The organism is Turicibacter sp. HGF1, from assembly GCF_000191865.1.
Taxonomy (GTDB): Bacteria; Bacillota_I; Bacilli_A; order MOL361; family Turicibacteraceae; genus Turicibacter; species Turicibacter sanguinis.
On the sequence record NZ_AEXQ01000029.1, the window covers coordinates 16,919 to 34,738 of the forward strand.

General features: G+C 34.6%; 14 protein-coding genes. 4 read left to right on the top strand and 10 right to left on the bottom strand.

The window, feature by feature from the left end:
* Nucleotides 1–47: 47 nt before the first annotated feature.
* Nucleotides 48–248: a cold-shock protein gene (locus tag HMPREF9402_RS02945; RefSeq protein WP_006785622.1), complete on the bottom strand. Its 201-nt coding sequence runs from the start codon at nucleotides 246–248 to the stop codon at nucleotides 48–50.
* Nucleotides 249–764: 516 nt separating this feature from the next.
* Here HMPREF9402_RS02945 and nhaC point away from each other — a divergent pair.
* Complete coding sequence (gene nhaC, locus HMPREF9402_RS02950) at nucleotides 765–2,168, top strand: Na+/H+ antiporter NhaC (protein WP_006785621.1); 1,404 nt, start codon at nucleotides 765–767, stop codon at nucleotides 2,166–2,168.
* A gap of 13 nt (nucleotides 2,169–2,181) precedes the next feature.
* On the opposite strand, the gene HMPREF9402_RS02955 is transcribed toward nhaC, so the two are convergent.
* The 4 genes from HMPREF9402_RS02955 to HMPREF9402_RS02970 form a co-directional block, all read right to left on the bottom strand.
* Nucleotides 2,182–2,628, bottom strand: a complete 447-nt coding sequence (locus HMPREF9402_RS02955; RefSeq protein WP_009606438.1) for a hypothetical protein — start codon at nucleotides 2,626–2,628, stop codon at nucleotides 2,182–2,184.
* A gap of 18 nt (nucleotides 2,629–2,646) precedes the next feature.
* Nucleotides 2,647–3,186 (bottom strand): GNAT family N-acetyltransferase, encoded by a 540-nt coding sequence (locus HMPREF9402_RS02960; protein ID WP_009606436.1) that lies wholly within the window; start codon nucleotides 3,184–3,186, stop codon nucleotides 2,647–2,649.
* 27 nt (nucleotides 3,187–3,213) lie between these two features.
* Nucleotides 3,214–3,801 (bottom strand): hypothetical protein, encoded by a 588-nt coding sequence (locus HMPREF9402_RS02965; RefSeq protein ID WP_009606442.1) that lies wholly within the window; start codon nucleotides 3,799–3,801, stop codon nucleotides 3,214–3,216.
* Nucleotides 3,802–3,955: 154 nt separating this feature from the next.
* On the bottom strand, nucleotides 3,956–4,405 hold the full coding sequence (locus HMPREF9402_RS02970; protein WP_006785617.1) for a hypothetical protein: 450 nt from the start codon (nucleotides 4,403–4,405) through the stop codon (nucleotides 3,956–3,958).
* Between the two features lie 197 nt (nucleotides 4,406–4,602).
* On the opposite strand from HMPREF9402_RS02970, the gene HMPREF9402_RS02975 reads away from it, so the two are divergent.
* Both HMPREF9402_RS02975 and HMPREF9402_RS02980 read left to right on the top strand, forming a co-directional pair.
* Nucleotides 4,603–6,117: a bifunctional metallophosphatase/5'-nucleotidase gene (locus tag HMPREF9402_RS02975; RefSeq protein WP_006785616.1), complete on the top strand. Its 1,515-nt coding sequence runs from the start codon at nucleotides 4,603–4,605 to the stop codon at nucleotides 6,115–6,117.
* 209 nt (nucleotides 6,118–6,326) lie between these two features.
* On the top strand, nucleotides 6,327–8,279 hold the full coding sequence (locus HMPREF9402_RS02980; RefSeq protein WP_009606447.1) for an aryl-sulfate sulfotransferase: 1,953 nt from the start codon (nucleotides 6,327–6,329) through the stop codon (nucleotides 8,277–8,279).
* Nucleotides 8,280–8,337: 58 nt separating this feature from the next.
* Here the strand turns inward: HMPREF9402_RS02980 and HMPREF9402_RS02985 are convergent, their stop codons facing one another.
* The 3 genes from HMPREF9402_RS02985 to HMPREF9402_RS02995 all read right to left on the bottom strand — a co-directional run bounded on the left by HMPREF9402_RS02985 (nucleotide 8,338) and on the right by HMPREF9402_RS02995 (nucleotide 14,260).
* On the bottom strand, nucleotides 8,338–10,353 hold the full coding sequence (locus HMPREF9402_RS02985; RefSeq protein WP_009606450.1) for an amylo-alpha-1,6-glucosidase: 2,016 nt from the start codon (nucleotides 10,351–10,353) through the stop codon (nucleotides 8,338–8,340).
* Between the two features lie 175 nt (nucleotides 10,354–10,528).
* Nucleotides 10,529–13,240 (bottom strand): calcium-translocating P-type ATPase, PMCA-type, encoded by a 2,712-nt coding sequence (locus HMPREF9402_RS02990; RefSeq protein WP_009606453.1) that lies wholly within the window; start codon nucleotides 13,238–13,240, stop codon nucleotides 10,529–10,531.
* 177 nt (nucleotides 13,241–13,417) lie between these two features.
* Entirely contained in the window at nucleotides 13,418–14,260 is an 843-nt protein-coding gene (locus tag HMPREF9402_RS02995) for an SGNH/GDSL hydrolase family protein (protein WP_006785610.1), read from the bottom strand.
* A 195-nt stretch (nucleotides 14,261–14,455) separates the two neighbouring features.
* On the opposite strand from HMPREF9402_RS02995, the gene HMPREF9402_RS03000 reads away from it, so the two are divergent.
* On the top strand, nucleotides 14,456–15,847 hold the full coding sequence (locus tag HMPREF9402_RS03000) for an MATE family efflux transporter (RefSeq protein WP_006785609.1): 1,392 nt from the start codon (nucleotides 14,456–14,458) through the stop codon (nucleotides 15,845–15,847).
* A 78-nt stretch (nucleotides 15,848–15,925) separates the two neighbouring features.
* On the opposite strand, the gene HMPREF9402_RS03005 is transcribed toward HMPREF9402_RS03000, so the two are convergent.
* On the bottom strand, nucleotides 15,926–16,786 hold the full coding sequence (locus HMPREF9402_RS03005) for a carbohydrate ABC transporter permease (RefSeq protein WP_009606441.1): 861 nt from the start codon (nucleotides 16,784–16,786) through the stop codon (nucleotides 15,926–15,928).
* A gap of 19 nt (nucleotides 16,787–16,805) precedes the next feature.
* The gene (locus HMPREF9402_RS03010; RefSeq protein ID WP_006785607.1) at nucleotides 16,806–17,750 is read right to left on the bottom strand and encodes a carbohydrate ABC transporter permease; all 945 of its coding nucleotides are present in this window, start codon (nucleotides 17,748–17,750) and stop codon (nucleotides 16,806–16,808) included.
* Between the last annotated feature and the right edge of the window lie 70 nt (nucleotides 17,751–17,820).

A 17,820-nucleotide genomic window follows, 5' to 3' on the forward strand; every position in this document is an offset into this window, starting at 1 on the left:
AGTAACCCATGGCTACTAGCTCATTCATGTCTTATTTTGAAATAGAATTATAATTTTACTACGTTAGAAGCTTGAGCTCCACGGTTTCCTTCAACGATATCAAAAGACACTTTTTGTCCTTCTTCTAATGTTTTAAATCCTTCACCAGTGATTGCAGAGTAATGAACGAATACGTCTTCTCCACCTTCAACTGAAATGAATCCAAATCCTTTTTCTGCATTAAACCATTTAACTGTACCTGTATTCATAATAAATACCTCCGAATAAAAATAAAGATTAGTGACTTAATACTATTTTGTAACCCCACACCTTTTTACCCTGTAGTTAAAAAACCCCCAGAAACGCAATCCAATCTGATATACTGTGAAACAAACAAAAAGAACTATTAAGTACTTCTTTAACATATCATAAATTTCCATTTTTATCAACCTTATAATATATTTATTTTATATTTTTTGGAATAATTAAAATAATTTTAGAGAAACTTATAAAAAGAACTACCCTTTAAAATTATCCAAATATATCCTAATATTTTTGAAGTAAAAGTATTATTTTCCAAAAATTACATTTTATAAACTTCATGATTTATTTGCAGTTTAAGATATAAAATGATATATTGAATGTCGGCAAAAAAAGTGTTTTTTCGACTCGTTGTGACAATTGATTTTATGCTCACAATGAAACTAATTTAGAATGATTCATTGGGGACTTCAAAACAACAAAACTGAGAACAAACATAACACTCATAAGAAGGAGAAATAAAGATGAAACAACCTAGAAAAGCGACGCTATTTGAAGCTCTAATTCCTATTGTTTTTTTAGTCATCATGTTGGCATTAGCTTTATTAAAGTTTAATGTCGATCCACAGATTCCATTAATTTTAGCCACTGGAGTCGCAGCCTTAATTGGAGTACTTCGTTTGGGGTATAAATGGAGTGAGCTTGAAGAGGGGATTATCCAAACCATTACAATGGCCTTACAAGCTGTTTTAATTTTGCTCATTGTTGGAACTTTAATTGGAACATGGATTTTAGGAGGGGTTGTCCCTTCAATGATTTATTGGGGACTCAACATTTTATCACCTGGTATTTTCTTAGTTGCTACCTTATTAATTTGTTCTATCGTATCCGTGGCAACGGGTTCTTCTTGGACAACAGCTGGAACAGTCGGGATTGCATTATTAGGAATTGGACAAACACTTGGAATTCCTTCACCTATTATTGCTGGGGCCATCATTTCTGGGGCCTACTTTGGAGATAAAATGTCCCCTTTATCTGATACGACTAACTTAGCACCTGCCATGGCTGGTGCGACGTTATTTGAACACATCAAACATATGATGTATACGACAGTTCCTGCGTATGTTATTTCAATCATACTTTACACGGTCCTTGGATTAAAATATGCTGGACAATCACTAGATACTGGTCAAATCGACATTATACAAAACACCTTAATTGGAAATTTCCACACATTATCACCTATCTTATTACTAGCACCTGTTGCTGTCATTGCGATGGTTATTTTAAAAGTGCCTGCGATTCCTGCCTTATTAACTGGTACGTTACTTGGTGGGGTGTTTGCGATGATCTTCCAAGGGGCAAATGTGGGAGACATCATGACAGCTATGCACTATGGCTATTACTCTCAAACCGGAGTCACCGCTGTTGATGATTTATTAACACGTGGTGGTTTAGATAGTATGTTATGGACCGTTTCCTTAATCCTTTGCGCCTTATCATTTGGTGGCGTTTTAGAAAAAACAGGAATGCTTGAAACCATTGCCTCAACCATTTTAAAATATGCAAAAGGGACATTCGGACTTGTATTCGCTACAATTTTTACTTGTATTTTCACAAATATTGTAACAGGTGATCAATATTTAGCACTTGTGATGCCAGGTCGTATGTATAAAAATGAATATCCAAAACGTGGATTAGCGCCGAAAAACTTATCACGCGCTCTTGAAGATGGTGCGACCGTGACTTCTCCACTTATCCCATGGACAACTTGTGGATCCTACATGATGGCAACGCTTGGCTTGAACCCTATTGCGTTCTTACCATTTGCATTCTTTAACTTATTAAGTCCACTGTTTTCACTTATTTTAGCAGCCACTGGATTCTCAATGACAAAAATAGATCAAAATGAAAAAACTCAGCTTTAACGCTGAGTTTTTTTTATTTTAATGTCACACTTGGTTTATATAACGTGATCCCTGTTGCACATCCCGTTATCTCCCAACTAACTTTAGCTAAATGAGCATGGGCTGGGATTTTACACGTGACCGTAATTATTTTAAACTCTGGTGTTATTTCAGAAACAATATTTTGCCTAATTTTTTTGATGCTTTGTTTTTGAATATTTAAAAAATTAACTTGATAATGAAATGCCTCAACATCATTTCCTCGAATCACAAGCCCCATTGTCAAGTACTCGTATCCATGTAAAGCAATCGGCTCTATATATTGAAGCACCTCTTGTTCCGTCGTGACTAATTGCAAACTTCCAATACGTGAGCCATTAATTTGACAGGAATCGAAGTGAATTTTCCCTAGTGAGGCATAATACTCAGGAAAGGCTTGTTCAAATTCCAACCAATTTGAATTTTTCAACTGATTTCTCACGCCACTTCCCCCTTCTTCTTATCTGCTATTAAACTCTGTCTCCTCAAGACTCAGTTCTATAATATCTACTTGAAAAAAATTGGGGAACTGTTCTTTTGGATAAATCATTTCCAATTTAAATCCTAGTTTTTTATATAACCTAATGGCACGTTCATTATGACTTAACACACTGAGTCGAATCGTTGTTAATCCTTGATGAAAGGCTTCATTAATTAAATAAAACATTGCCTCTTTCCCAAATCCTTTCCCCCTTTTGATTTGGGTTAATCCAATTACAAGCCATCCTTCTCGTTCACCTTCATTTATATCCATTAAACTAATAAATCCAATCCATTCCTGAGTTTTTTTTTCATAAACGGAATAAAAGATTTCATCTTCAGATAATTTTAGTTCTTCATACCATGTGTAAAGTGACTCATATGTTTGGACAACTCCCTCAATATAGCCAAAGTCCTCCATAAACTCTTCATCTTCATAAAGTTCTAGTAACAAAGGTAATTCTTCTTTTTTTAATTCACTCAAATAAACTAATTCACCTTCTATATAAGGTTGTAACATATAAAGCCTCTTTTCTATTAATCTAACTTATCTTCCTTTAAATAAAATAATTCGCAAATCTAGACAAACTAATACCGTTAAAATGAGATCTATAATCCAAAAGGTATAGCTCCAAAAAATCAAAAATCCGGGTGTAAAAAAATAACAAATGAAAAATTTATAGATAACAATTGCCACTAGTAGTCCAATGATTAATCCTGCAACAATTGAAATAGGCGTTAAGGTTTTACTTAAGAGTAACGAATCTGCCAGGAGGATAAAATAACCGATTGCAATGACAGCGGCCGCTGTTACAATAAAATATGCTAATTCCCAAATCCATCCCGCTACACTAAATTGAAATAAAAGTTGTGAAACAAGCAAAAGTGAAATAAGACTAGCCATACTCCCAAAACAATAACATTCCTTTACAACTTTTCGACCTTTACTCACACTATCATTCACAAAAAAAGAAGCAATCCCAACGAGTGGCAAAATTAAAGCAAATAATTGTAACAACCCAATGCTAAATTTTAAAGCCACCACACACATTAATGTAATCGCAAAACAAAGGAGATTAACTCCGCAATGAACTTGAAAAAATAATTGTCTTTGATATTGAACGTTACTAGCCATCCCTCTCCCCTCCTGTAAGGTTTGTTAATACTACTCTATTCCTTATATCTCTAAAACATGATATGATAGATTCATTTTATCAACAAAGTTAGGTTATCACTAAAAAACAGAGTCAATTTCACTAAGTGGAATCGCCTCTGTTTTTGATGAGTTTTTAATCTTTTTTGATAGCCTTTACCCCATAAATCGCTACCAATCCAGCTAAGGCTAGTGTACTATAACCAAATGTTTTAACCTGTTGTTGAGTTAAAAAGTGTTTATCTCGTTCATCACATTTCTCAATTTTGAGAGTGATTTCTTTTAACAACTCAATTAATTCAACCTTTAGCTCATTTGAAACTTCTGAATTTTTAATTAATTTCAAAATTGATTTCGAAACTTTTAAATAATACTTCTTTGTCTGTTTACTTAATTTCATTGAAATTTTTGTTGTTTTATAAGTTTGTTTGTGTACCATTTTTGTCTGTTTTAACAAATATGGTACTTTTTTCATCATCAGCTCATAAAGCTCTTCATCTAAATCAACTGATTGCTCCAATAATTGAAGTAATTCTGTTCCCTCTAGATCATTCCAATCCTTAAATTTTAATATATTTTCGGCCATGATTGATCTTCCTTTTTGTTTTTTTATTATTTTATCATATTCTATTATTAAATTCACATAAAAAAATGGTGGTTCCTTTTTTAAAATTCATTTATTTTGCAAATTCACTTCATGTTTTAATACTTTTATCGCACAATAATGATAGCACGGGCAGATTGATGTCGAATTTTGTGTTATAATTTGTATGAGGTGTTATAATGAAAGAATTAAAAATCTATTTTACTTCCGATTTACATGGATATGTTTATCCAACAGATTATACGGATACAACAATCAAGCCGATGGGGATGCTAAATATTATTGCGTCTTATCAAAAGGATGGAAATACACTAATCATTGATGGTGGTGATACCATTCAAGGCTCTCCTTTTACCACTTTTTTAAGTAGTGAGAAATTAATTAAACATCCCATTGCTGAGGTGATGAATGCAGGAGGATATGATTATATTACACTAGGAAATCATGAATTTAATTATGGCTATGACTATCTAAAATCATATCTCGATTATTTAAATGCGAAATGTTTATGTACAAATGTCCTAGATAAAACAAATCAGCTGCCTATTCAAGGTTACGACATAAAAACAATGGAAAACGGTTTAAAAGTTGGGATTATCGGATTTACAACTGACTTTATTCCTATTTGGGAAAAAGAGTATAATTTAACAAATTTCGAAGTGCGTGATACCTTTACTTCAATTAAACAAGTTCACGATGAGTTAAAACCTCAAGTTGATGTTTTAATTGGAATTTATCATGGTGGATTTGAATACGATTTATCAACACATGAACAATTAAGTACATCTTCTGAAAATATAGCCTATAAAGTTTGTAAAGAATTAGATTTTAATGTCTTACTAACAGGACATCAACATATCCCACTACAAAATCAAACGTTATTTGGGACTCATATCATCCAAACTCCACACAATGCAACAAAATATGCTGAAGTTCATGTTCAAACAGATGATCATCATGTGACGAGCGTAACCTCTTCATTAAATGCATTTGAAAATCATCCTGATCAAGTCATGTATGATACCCTATTACCACTCGAAAATCGTGTTCAAGAGTGGCTAGATTGTCCGGTCGGTTATTTAAATGTAGAATTACAACCAAGTGATCGTCTTGATATGGCGATTAATGGTTCATTACTTGCTAACTTTATTAACCAAATTCAACTCGAAGTGGCAGAATGTGATTTAGCTTGTACTTCTTTTGCCAACGCTGTTAAAGGATTTAACAAAAGTGTTACCGTTCGCGACATTGTTTCAACTTATGTCTACCCGAATACATTAGTTGTCCGTGAAGTTAGTGGAAAAGTTTTAAAGCAAGCATTAGAAGTCTGCGCTTCCTATATTGATTATACAAATGGAGAACTATCTGTATCTAAACGTTTCCTTCAACCTAAAGTGGCTCACTACAACTATGATTTCTTCTCAAATGTGGAGTATACATTTGATTTAACTAAACCTGTCGGTGAACGAGTCGTTAACATGATCGTGAAAGGCCAAGAAGTCAACCCGACGGATACGTTCTCACTCGTGATGAACAACTATCGTTCAAGTGGTGTTGGAGGTTATGAATTCTTCCGTGATTGTCCAATTATCAAAGAAATCCAAATTGAAATGACTGAAATTATTATCGATTACTTTAAGAAACATCAACATGTTACAGTTGATGACCGTCAATTTATTCATATTATAAAATAAAAAAGCGCCATCTAGTCTTCTCTAGATGGCTTTTTTAGTTAATATAGGACTAAACATCCTTTAAAGTGTTTATAATAATGGTAAAGTTGTATAAATTTTCTGTTATAAATGGTTATTATTGACTTTCATCTACAGTCATTTTATGATAAAAGCATTACATAAAAAAATGTCATTTCAAGACCTGTTCAAATGACCGAAAGGAGAACACAATGAAAAAAATATGGCTAGTCATTGCTACCCTTTTAATTATCCTGCTTGGATGTGTGCTATACATTAATCTAAAATCTTCTTCTCAGATGTTAACCGTTCCACAAAGTCTTGATTTAATCACGCAACAAAACCAAATCGATCAAGATTTACAAACAGAAATTGAAATTGGAAATTATACGTTTGAAAATCCTTTTATAAAGATTAATCCGTATCAAAATTCACCATTAACAGCACTTGTAGCTTTTGCGACCTCACAATCTCAAGCTGTTGAGGTTAGGATTGAAGGAAAAGATGAATTCACAACATTTAAGACAACTCTCCCTGCAGCAACCAATCACTTAGTACCAATCTATGGGCTTTATCCTGATACGTTAAATCATGTCACTTTAACGTTATCTGACGGAAGTTCTACTACACTTGACATTCAGACAGATCCCTTACCAGATGACTTTATTTTGCCTACAAGTGTGACTTATGATGCCAATCAGGCCACTTCAGATTTATTTTTCTATACCCCTGCTAGTGCTGGTTATACAGCAGCGTATGATTTAAATGGCGATGTTCGTTGGTACTTAACGACGGCTAATGTCTGGGAGATTAACCGATTAAAAAATGGAAATCTTATTTTAAGTTCCAATCGTACCGTAAATGCCCCTTATTATATGGCGGGATTAATGGAAATGGACCTGTTAGGTAAAGTTTATCATGAATACGTCTTTCCTGGCGGATATCATCATGATGTTTATGAATTAGATAACGGAAACTTTATCGTGGCTGGGAATAACCCTTCTAAAACTGTTGTTGAAGATTATGTCATCGAAATCAATCGTCAAAGCGGTGAAGTAATAAAAGAATGGGATCTTTCCTCTGTTCTACCGACTGACGCCGGAAAAAGTGAAAATTGGACCGAACACGATTGGTTCCATAACAACTCCGTTTATTATGATCATCTGACAGATGCTATCATTTTATCTGGACGCCATCAAGATGCTGTCATCAGCATAGACTATGAGACAGGAGATTTAAACTGGATTATTGGAGATTCCACGAATTGGCCTGAAGAGATGCAACGTTATTTCTTTACGCCAATCGGTGAAAATTTTGAATGGCAGTGGTCACAACATTCTGCCAAAGTGTTACCAAACGGAGACCTCTTTATTTTTGATAATGGAAATAATCGTTCAAAAAATCCACTCGATTATGTTGAAGCCAAGGACAACTATTCTCGTGGCGTGATCTATCGACTCAATACAGATGAGATGACAATCGAGCAAATTTATGAATATGGAAAAGAATTAGGTTCAAGTTTTTACTCGCCTTATATTTCAGAAGTTGATTATTTAGGAGAAAATCATTATCTCATTCATTCAGGTGGAATGGGTTCTGTGAATGGAGTGCCAATGAATCAACCAGCCTATTTCAACCCTGAAGCCAAACTAGAAGCTAAAACAGTTGAAGTTTTAAAAAATCAGGTCATTACAACACTTGACTTCCCGACCCAATTTTATCGCGTGCAAAAAATGTCGCTTTATTCATCAGGATTCAACTATAATCTAGAGCCTGGAATACGTCTTGGAACCCTTGGACAAACCCCAACCCTAAAACTCGATATTAACGGCTTATGGAAAGCAAAAGAATTACCAGCCAATGATTATCATTTAACCTTTAATCAAGAATCTGATCGTTTAATTTTTAACGCGCAATTCAAAGAAGGGCAAAAAGTTAAACTGATTTTATCAAAACTTGGCGATCAACGAGTTTATGATATTCGTGTCTCAAAAACAAGCTATTCTGCTATGTGCATTGACTTATTTAATGCTTCAGACGTTAACGACGGTGATTTACTATCCGTTACGAACTACATCAATGCCGAAGGTTTATCAGGAACCTATCAACTATATATCCAAATTGATGGCAACGTTTATAAAATTAATCAAAAAGTAACCTTTTAAAATAATAAAAAAGGAAAGTGAACCCTATTAAGCCGCGTTCACTTTCCTTTTTTTATACTTAATCTAAATACGGTAAAACATCAACGGTGTAAGCTCTTAATACTTCCCCAACACTCCAAGCCTGTGTAAAACATCCTCGACTGGTTGCTGCAAACTCACCATCAAATATTTCAGCGATTCCGTTAATACAACCATCATGTAAATGATCCTCAAACACTTCACACATCATTTTTGCACTCCTAATAGCTGCTTTATCATGACGGTGCACTTTACAATAAGCCGAAATAAATCCTCCAATTAAAAATCCCCATGTTGTTCCCATGTGATACGCACAATCACGAGTTAGGAGTTTTCCGATATATTGTCTTTTGTATTCAGGGTCTTTAAATGATAAAGATCGTAAGCCATATGTGGCATATAATTCTTGGTAAACTTTCTCTACCACCTTTAATTCCTTTTCTTCACTTAACATCGTGAACGGTAATGAAACCGCGTAAATTTGATTTGGTCTGACCTTGGCATCATCGATATCCACTACATCATTTAAGCACTGTGTTTCTTCATTCCAAAAACGAGCGTTAAAGGACTCTTTGACACGCACTGCTAATTCTTCATACTCATTGTTCACTTGACCAAATTTTAACGATAATTCAGACATAATGCATAAGGCATTATACCAAAGTGCATTAATTTCTACTGGTTTACCATGGCGTGGTGTCACAACGAAATCTCCCACACGAACATCCATCCATGTCACCTGATCTAATCCATCTCCAGCATGAATCAATCCATCCTCATCCATTCCAATTGAGAATGCTGTTCCTTCGCGATACGCTTTAATAATTTCTTTCATTTTTTCAAATAATATCGATTCAACGAAATGGTAATCTGATTCTTGCCCGGTATACGCTAAATATTGATAAACCGCATGAATATACCATAAAGAGGCATCGACTGTATTATATCCTGGCTCACTTCCCTTATCCGGGAAGACATTTGGAACAAGACCATCTTTTAAATAGCGTACGAATGACTCCAAAATTTCTCGTGCTTCTTCAAAACGTTTTGTACATAATGTCAACCCTTCAAATGCAATCATCGTATCACGTCCCCAGTCTGTAAACCAAGGGAAGCCAGCTAAAATGGTTTTTAATCCTGTACTTTCACGTTTCACCACAAAATGGTCAGCTGCTTTTACTAAATTTAACGCGAGTGCATCCTCATATCCAGATTGATCCATTAACTGATTCGCACGTTCACGATAGTTTTTCACAATCTCAAACCCATCTCGTTCATCTAATTCTTCAACCGTACACTTCAAATAAAACTTAGTCGTTGTATGAGGCTCTAGCTCTACCACTAAATCATATGGCGTATAATGATTATCGAGGCCTCGACTTCCATTTCGATTATCAAACTCATAGTAATGATTTTCTTCAATTAAATAATTTGGCGTTGCCATACTCGTTGGACGTAATTTTCGATCGATATAAGTCCCCTTTGAGGCAAAGAATTTAATACTCATTTCCTCAAAACCTGCAGGTACCAATGTTAAGACTTGATCAGCTAAATTCATCTCAAAGTTTAATTCCTGACGTTCAGATGTCGCCCCTGCTCCACGGAAATTAAATAATGGCACAATATTTAGGGTTGCTTTTTGCCCACCTGTTTTGACTTCATAACAAACAGCAACTGTATTATGTCCATACTCCATCGCAATGGTTTTGCTTAACTCTACATCTTCGACTTGATAATAGTAGGTTGGAACACTATCAAACGTAAAACGATTTAAATAATGTTGCCCATTTTTATTTTCATTAACGTACGTTTGTGCCGTTAAATCGTATTCTTTTCCATTTAAAATCACTTGTTCTTGGGTACGTGTAAAAACTGCATAACGTTCAACGGGTGGATTTAAAGATGCGACTAAATAGGCATGAAATGAACGAAAACCACTGTTGACAATCGTTTGTCCACTATATCCTCCGATCCCATTTCCCATTAACCATTCGCGTTCTTGACCTTCTTCAATAGTGCGCCAATTTCCACGTCCAAATTTATATGTTAATTCCATTTTAACTCCTCCTCACCTCAACTTAAGCGGTTACAAAGGAAGTATATCATAACTAAGCCTTTCTTTTGAAGAGTAAACCCTCTGAAACCGGTTAACCTTTTGAAACGTTTCGATAACTAAAGAATGAAAAAAAAGAATCATTGGGTCCTAAACTCAATGATTCTTTTTTACATCTTTAAGATGCTGTGACATTCTGAATTACTTTTTGCTCCTGACGTTTTTTCTTACGTTTTAAGTTGATGAGACGTAAAACACATTTGACTATCTCACTAAATAAAACAACGCTTGATCCTAATAAAATAATTTTGATCCACATCATAAAGCTTAACGGCACCGTATTAAAGAAGCCACTTGCTAATTGGGTCACTAAAATTTGGATAGCGAATGTCGCACCTAAAATTTTAAGGGCTGTCTTATTTTTACAGAAGTTTGGAATGATACTGACAAGACCAAACTCACGACAATTCAGAGCATTAAATAAGACTAAACTTACAAATAAACTAAAAATAACGGTTTGTGATTCACTTGCTCCTCGTGTAACATGGGTCACATCCGCACCAAGGAAGTTAAATTGTAACTGGGCAAGCAACACCAAAATCATAAAAATACTATTACCAATAATCGTTTGAACCATAAAACGATTAATAATCGACGCATTTTTCGAAGTTGGCTTACGTCTCATGACCGTCTGACGGATAGGCTCTAATCCAAGCGCTAAGGCTGGTGGACCATCCATAATAATATTCACCCAAAGAAGATGAATCGTTGTAAAAGGTAAGGGTTGATCTAACAACTGACTGATAATCGTTAATAAAAAGGCAATCACATTAACCGTTAGAGTAAATTGTAAATACCGTTGGAAGTTATTATAGATTCCACGCCCCCACTTAATGGCTTCAACAATCGTATTAAAACTATCATCTGTTAAAATAATATCAGCCGCATTACGACTCACTTCAGTCCCTGCAATTCCCATTGCGATCCCTACATCTGCTTTCGTGAGTGCCGGTGCATCATTAATTCCATCTCCGGTAACCGCAACGACTTCTCCATTTTTTTGAAGAGCACTAACAATCCTCATCTTTGTATTAGGCATTGAACGTGCAACGATCGCAATATCTTTGATTTCTTTACGAAGCTCGGCATCACTTAAACTATCAATATAACTTGCTTCTACAACACGCTTATCTTTTGTGATAATTCCAAGTTCATTTCCAATAGCAACAGCCGTGTTGATATTATCTCCGGTTAAAATCTTTGTTTCAATACGAGCAGCTCTTGCACTTTCAATTGATTCTTTTACACCTGCTCGTAGAGGATCTGTAATTCCGACAAATCCATAAAAAATTAACTTTTGATTCCAACGATCCGTATTCATGACAAGATCCTTAGATGGAGTCTCCAAATAAGCAAAGGCAATGACACGCATAGCCTGCGATTGATAAGTCTTGATTGAATCCGAAATCGCCTTGATTCGCGCACTAGATAATACTCTTTTTTGTCCATTCACTAACTCATATGCACTTTGATTTAAAATCACTTCCGGTGCTCCTTTAGAAAGAACTTCATATCCTTCTTTAGTTTCAATGGCAGTTAACATATATTTATTAACTGAAGCAAATGGAATTTGTCGCACCACTTTTGCTTCCTCTCGGAATCGAGAGTAAGATGGATTATTAATCATTGAAATCAATGCACCTTCTGTTGGATTTCCAATATAGTTATGATGCGTCCCATTGAATTCAACATCCGCACTACTATTTAGCAAACAACTTCTGACTAGTAAGGGATATTCACTAGCTGAATCTAAGTCAACTTCACGACCTTCTAAGACTAACTTTCCAACTTTCATTTTATTTTCAGTTAATGTTCCTGTTTTATCGCTACAAATCACACTGACAGATCCGATTGTTTCGCATGCTTCTTTTTTTCGAATGAGAACATTAATCTTAGCCATTTGATTCATGGTAATTGCTAATGTGATATTGATCATCGTTGGCAATCCTTCAGGAACAGCTGCTACAATTAACCCCACACAAACAATAAAAGCTGTTTTAATACTTGGAAATACAATATAAATATCATGTAAAGAATGGACAAATGCATCCCAACTAGAAAAATTAATTTGAATATGACTATCTTTAAAAATCTGAATAATCATATACACAAATAACATTCCAGCTACACCAGACGATATGGATGATATTTTTTGACCTAGTATTCCTAATTTTATTTGTAATGGCGTCATTTGTTCAGTCTGATCTAAATCTTTTGCAATTGATCCCATTTCTGTTTCATCACCTATTTTGGTGACAAGCATTAGACCATTACCATTTCCTACTAAGGTCCCTCCATAAACAATACTATCTTTTTGTTTTGAAACCTGATCAGATTCCCCAGTTAGCATATCCTCTCTAAGTTTCAATTCAGCTGCTTCTAAAATGATTCCATCTGCCGGAACTAAATCACCTGTTTCTAAAAAGACGATATCGTTCGGGACAACCTCTGATTTATGAATTTGTTGTTTTTTCCCAGATCTCATGACCTTAACCACAACATCATCTGTCATTTTTTCAAGTGTTGCAGCTGCTTTTTTAGATTTACCTTCTGTAATCTTCCCAATTAGAATCCCTAGGACAACTGCCATGCAGATTCCAACACCGTCTTTGTACTCTCCCACTAAAAAGCTCATTCCACTTGCAATAAATAAAATGACCATTAAGGGCTCTTTAAAAATGTCTAGAAACTCTTTTAATAGTCCTCGCTCGCTTGGCTTTGAAAATTCATTTGTTCCATACTGCTTTCGTTGTTCGAGTACTTGTTCTTCTGTTAAACCTGTTTTTACATTAATGTTACGTTGATGATTATGATTTGCTTCTTTCGCCAAAGGTTTGATGACCGTCACCTGCTTTCATTTTGTTTTCATTAATGATTATGAAATGAAATTCGATTATAGAACTAATTTATTAAATTTATTAAAAATTTAAATAAAAAGATTTAATGATTCAATCCTTCTATATCCTCTTATAAAAAAAAGATACCACAAAATGGGTATCTTTTTGATCTATTCTTCTGTTTCTAAGAATGAGCGAATCAATTGTTCAATCATAGAAGCCGCAATTTTATTTTGATGAACCGTATCGACTGTTAAAATAAGTCCCGCTTCCTGTGATATTTCTTCCCAAGATTTTCTTAATACATAATGTTTAAAAGAAGGCATAAAAAACGCAAAGGGGGATGTTTTAACCTTTTTACGCTTCGACTCACGATTCTCTTCTAAAAACTTTAATTGCCATTCATTCAAAGGAAGGTAAGTAATCTGCTCTAATTGAGCAATTTTTTGAATTTGTTGACTATACTCTATCGCTTGTTTAAATGCAAACGAATCTGTATCTTCACTTATTAATGGTAGTGATAAGATGGCTATTTTAGCACGAGTATTGGCTTTAAGCTTAGAAATCACCGCCGTTAAATTAGAAATAAACCAGGCTTCATTTGGTTTCATAGGCAAATGTTTTTTTAGTTCAAATTTGATTTCATTAGGTTTATTTAACTGAGCTAAAATATCATTGGTCCCGATTAATATAATGATATAGTCAGGATCACAGATGATAACCTCATCTAATCGATTTAAAACATTATAAACTAAATCTCCATTTACCCCTGCATTAATAAAGTCATATCCTTCTTCCCCCATAGAGGTTGCTAATTCATTAACAAAATTATACGCCATCGTTCCTTGGGTATTACTGTCTCCAAGACATGCTACTAATTGACGATTTTTATCTTGTCGTTGATAGTCCTTAGGTCTATTTTTGGGAGGTTGACTAAATTTGTAAATCGTATAGCCTCCAAGAAGTGTAAATACGCCACCTAATCCAATCATCCATCTTTTCTTTCCACTCATTGCTAAACTCCTTTTTCATTTTTTCTGATTTTACCTATAATTTATTCTATGTCATCTATGATTTATTAATCAATCATTAATTTTAGTCCTATTCAAATTTTAAATATTTCGACAAAATTAAGGTTCCCACTCCATTTAAAGTATAGTATCATTATATGTTGAGGATAAAAATAGAACTACTATTGGAGGGATTTGATGTCAACTCAATCTACTGATTTAGGAAAAGATCCTATTGGTCGATTATTATTAAAGCTTGCAACACCTGCTATCATAGCACAATTAGTTAATGTTTTATATAACATCGTCGATCGAATTTTTATCGGACGTATTCAAGATGGAGATTTAGCAATGGCTGGTGTTGGTGTAGCATTTCCAATTATCATGTTAATCTCTGCCACTAGTGCACTCATCGGGATGGGAGGTGCCCCACTAGCGGCCATTAAAATGGGGAAACAAGATCATGATGGCGCAGAGAAAATCATAAGTAATAGTTTATCGACGCTAATGATTATTTCGGTCTTATTAATGACACTTTTATTAATTTTTAAAGAACCCATTCTTCTTGCTTTTGGGGCCAGTCCTCAAACATTAGGATACGCGAATGATTATTTAACCATTTATTTACTAGGAACCATTTTCGTTCAAATCGCGCTTGGAATGAATCCATTTATTAATACTCAAGGATTTGCTAAAATTGGTATGCTAACGGTCTTAGTCGGGGCTATTTTTAATATCGTACTAGACCCTATCTTTATTTTCGGTCTTAACTTAGGCGTTAAAGGGGCTGCGATTGCAACCATTACGTCACAATTTGTTTCTGCTATTTGGGTTTTAAAATTCCTTTTTGGTAAGCAAAGTATTTTAAAGATTCAAAAACGTTACCTTAAACCTGAATTGAACGTGATTCTCCCTATTTTAGCGCTCGGTGTTTCGCCATTTATTATGCAGGCAACAGAAAGTCTTGTCTTAATTTCTTTAAATAATCAACTATCACGATTTGGTGGCGATTTAGCAGTCAGTGCGATGACCATTATTAGTAGTATCAATCAAATCATTTTCTTACCCTTAATGGGGCTTGCTTCTGGTGCACAACCGATTATTTCATATAATTTCGGTGCCAATCAATTTGATCGTGTCAAAAAAACATTCAAGTTATTATTAACGGTTTGTTTAGTCTATACAACCGTGATGTGTGTCTCTTTAGAATTAGCACCACACATTTTTGTTAATATTTTTAACGATAAGCCGGAGTTGGTTGAAATCACCTCTCATAGCATCCGTATTTTCTTTGCAGGTATCTTTATCTTTGGGGCTCAATCAGCATGTCAACAAACGTTTTTAGCACTTGGACAAGCTAAAATTTCACTTGTTTTAGCCTTACTTCGTAAGATGATTTTATTAGTTCCCCTCATTTTCATCTTACCTGCAACCACTGCTTCTTTTATTTCACCATTAGATGCTGTATTCTTAGCCGAACCAATTGCAGATATTATTGCAGCACTAACAACTTTTACGTGCTTTATTATTTTCTATCATAAAACGTTTAATAAACCATTAAATGATCTGACAGACATGGTAGATGATTAAGAACATTTGAAAACCAATAAACAGATTTTAGCAAACAAAAAAAAGACGTCTGGATCATTCCAAAACGTCTTTTTTTGTTTACCCTTTAACAGCTCCCATTGTAATTCCTTGTGTAAAGTATTTTTGAAAGAACACAAAGATAATAACCATTGGAAGTGATGCTAAAGCAGCACCTGCCATAATAACGCCATAATTTGATGAGAATTCTTGTTGCATTGTTGCAACCCCAAGTGGTAATGATAAATTAGAGCGTGAATTTAAGAAAATTAACTGTAAGAAATAATCATTCCAAGATGAAATAAAGGTAAAGATAGCTAAAGCCGCCACCCCTGGTTTAACAAGCGGTAATACAATTTTGGTGAAGATTCCCCATTCACTACATCCATCTATTTTCGCCGATTCTAATAACTCATTTGGGACGGTTTGAGAAAATTGTTTCATTAAAAAAATCCCAAATGGCCATCCCACTGCTGGTAAAATCACAGCACTTAGCGTATCGCCAAATCCCCAAGCTGAGACAATACGAACAAGTGGAATTAAGATAACTTGTTTTGGAAGTGCCATCGCTCCAATGAATATAGCAAACATGAGTTTAGAACCATAAAAATTCTTTTTCCCCAGAACATATCCAGCTAAAGTAGATGTCACACAAACTAAAATCATCGTAAAAAATGAAAGATAGACACTATTAAGAAACCATGATCCTGCTGGATTTTTAAATAATTTGACCCAGTTATCAAGTGTTGGATTTGTTGGAAACCATTCGGGTGGAAGTGCCACAGCTACATCTTGTAACTTAAATGCTCCTGTTATAATCCAATAAAATGGAAAGATAAAAAAGATGGCTAACAAGGTTAAAATGATGAGCGTCATGACTGATCCAACCGTTATTTTCTTCTTTTTACTTAATTTCTTTTCAGTATTTTGTTTCGTTGACAAATTAATCCCCTCCTATCTCTTAATATTCAACATCTTTCCCAAAGAACTTGTATTGGATGATTGAGAACACCCCAATGACGATCGCTAAAATAACTCCCATTGCCGAAGCATACCCATATTTATTTAAAACAAATGAGCGTTCATAAACAAGATACATCACGGTTGAAGTTGAATAGTTTGGTCCTCCAGCTGTTAAAAGTTGAATTAAAGAGAAACATTGGAAAGAGTTAATGGTTGATATCACGACAATATATAAGGTCGTTGGCATTAATAGCGGCCATTTAATATGTCTAAAAATCTGCCAATTATTTGCTCCATCAATCTGCGCTGCTTCACTATAATCTTTCGGGATATTTCCAAGTGATGCCACATACAAGATAATTGGCTGTCCAACAGAAGTTGTTAATAAAACAACCATCACTGAAATTAAAGCAAATCTTGCATCTCCGAGCCATGAAATTGGACTATCAATGACCCCCATATTTTGTAATAAATAATTCAAAATCCCATGTAAAGGATGAAAAATCCATTGCCAAACAACCGTAACACTTACAATCCCTGTGACCACTGGTAAGTAAAAGACTCCCCTAAAAAATGATCTTGTAAAGGCTGAGCGTTCATAGATAGCATTTGAAACAAAAATTGAAAATACAATGATAAATGGTACCGTTCCAATAACTAAGAGAACAGTATTCCAAAGTGATTTAGTAAACACTTGATCTGACATCAGGTCGATGTAGTTTTGAAGCCCTATAAAATTGAAGGTACTCATCGTATAATCATAAAAACTAATATAAATGCCTTGAATAATTGGAAATAAAACAAATATTCCAAAGAAGATTAAAGCCGGTAATAAAAACAAATACCCAACAATTGTTTCACGCATCTTAGGTGAAAGGGTACGTTTTTGATTTTTAGTCTGTGAGACTGATGGCATAAGTGGTTTTTGACTAATACTCGCCATGACTTCCCCCCTATTATTTTTGAACAACTCTCGTTCTTGATTTAATTAGACGTAGCCTAAATTTAGGCTA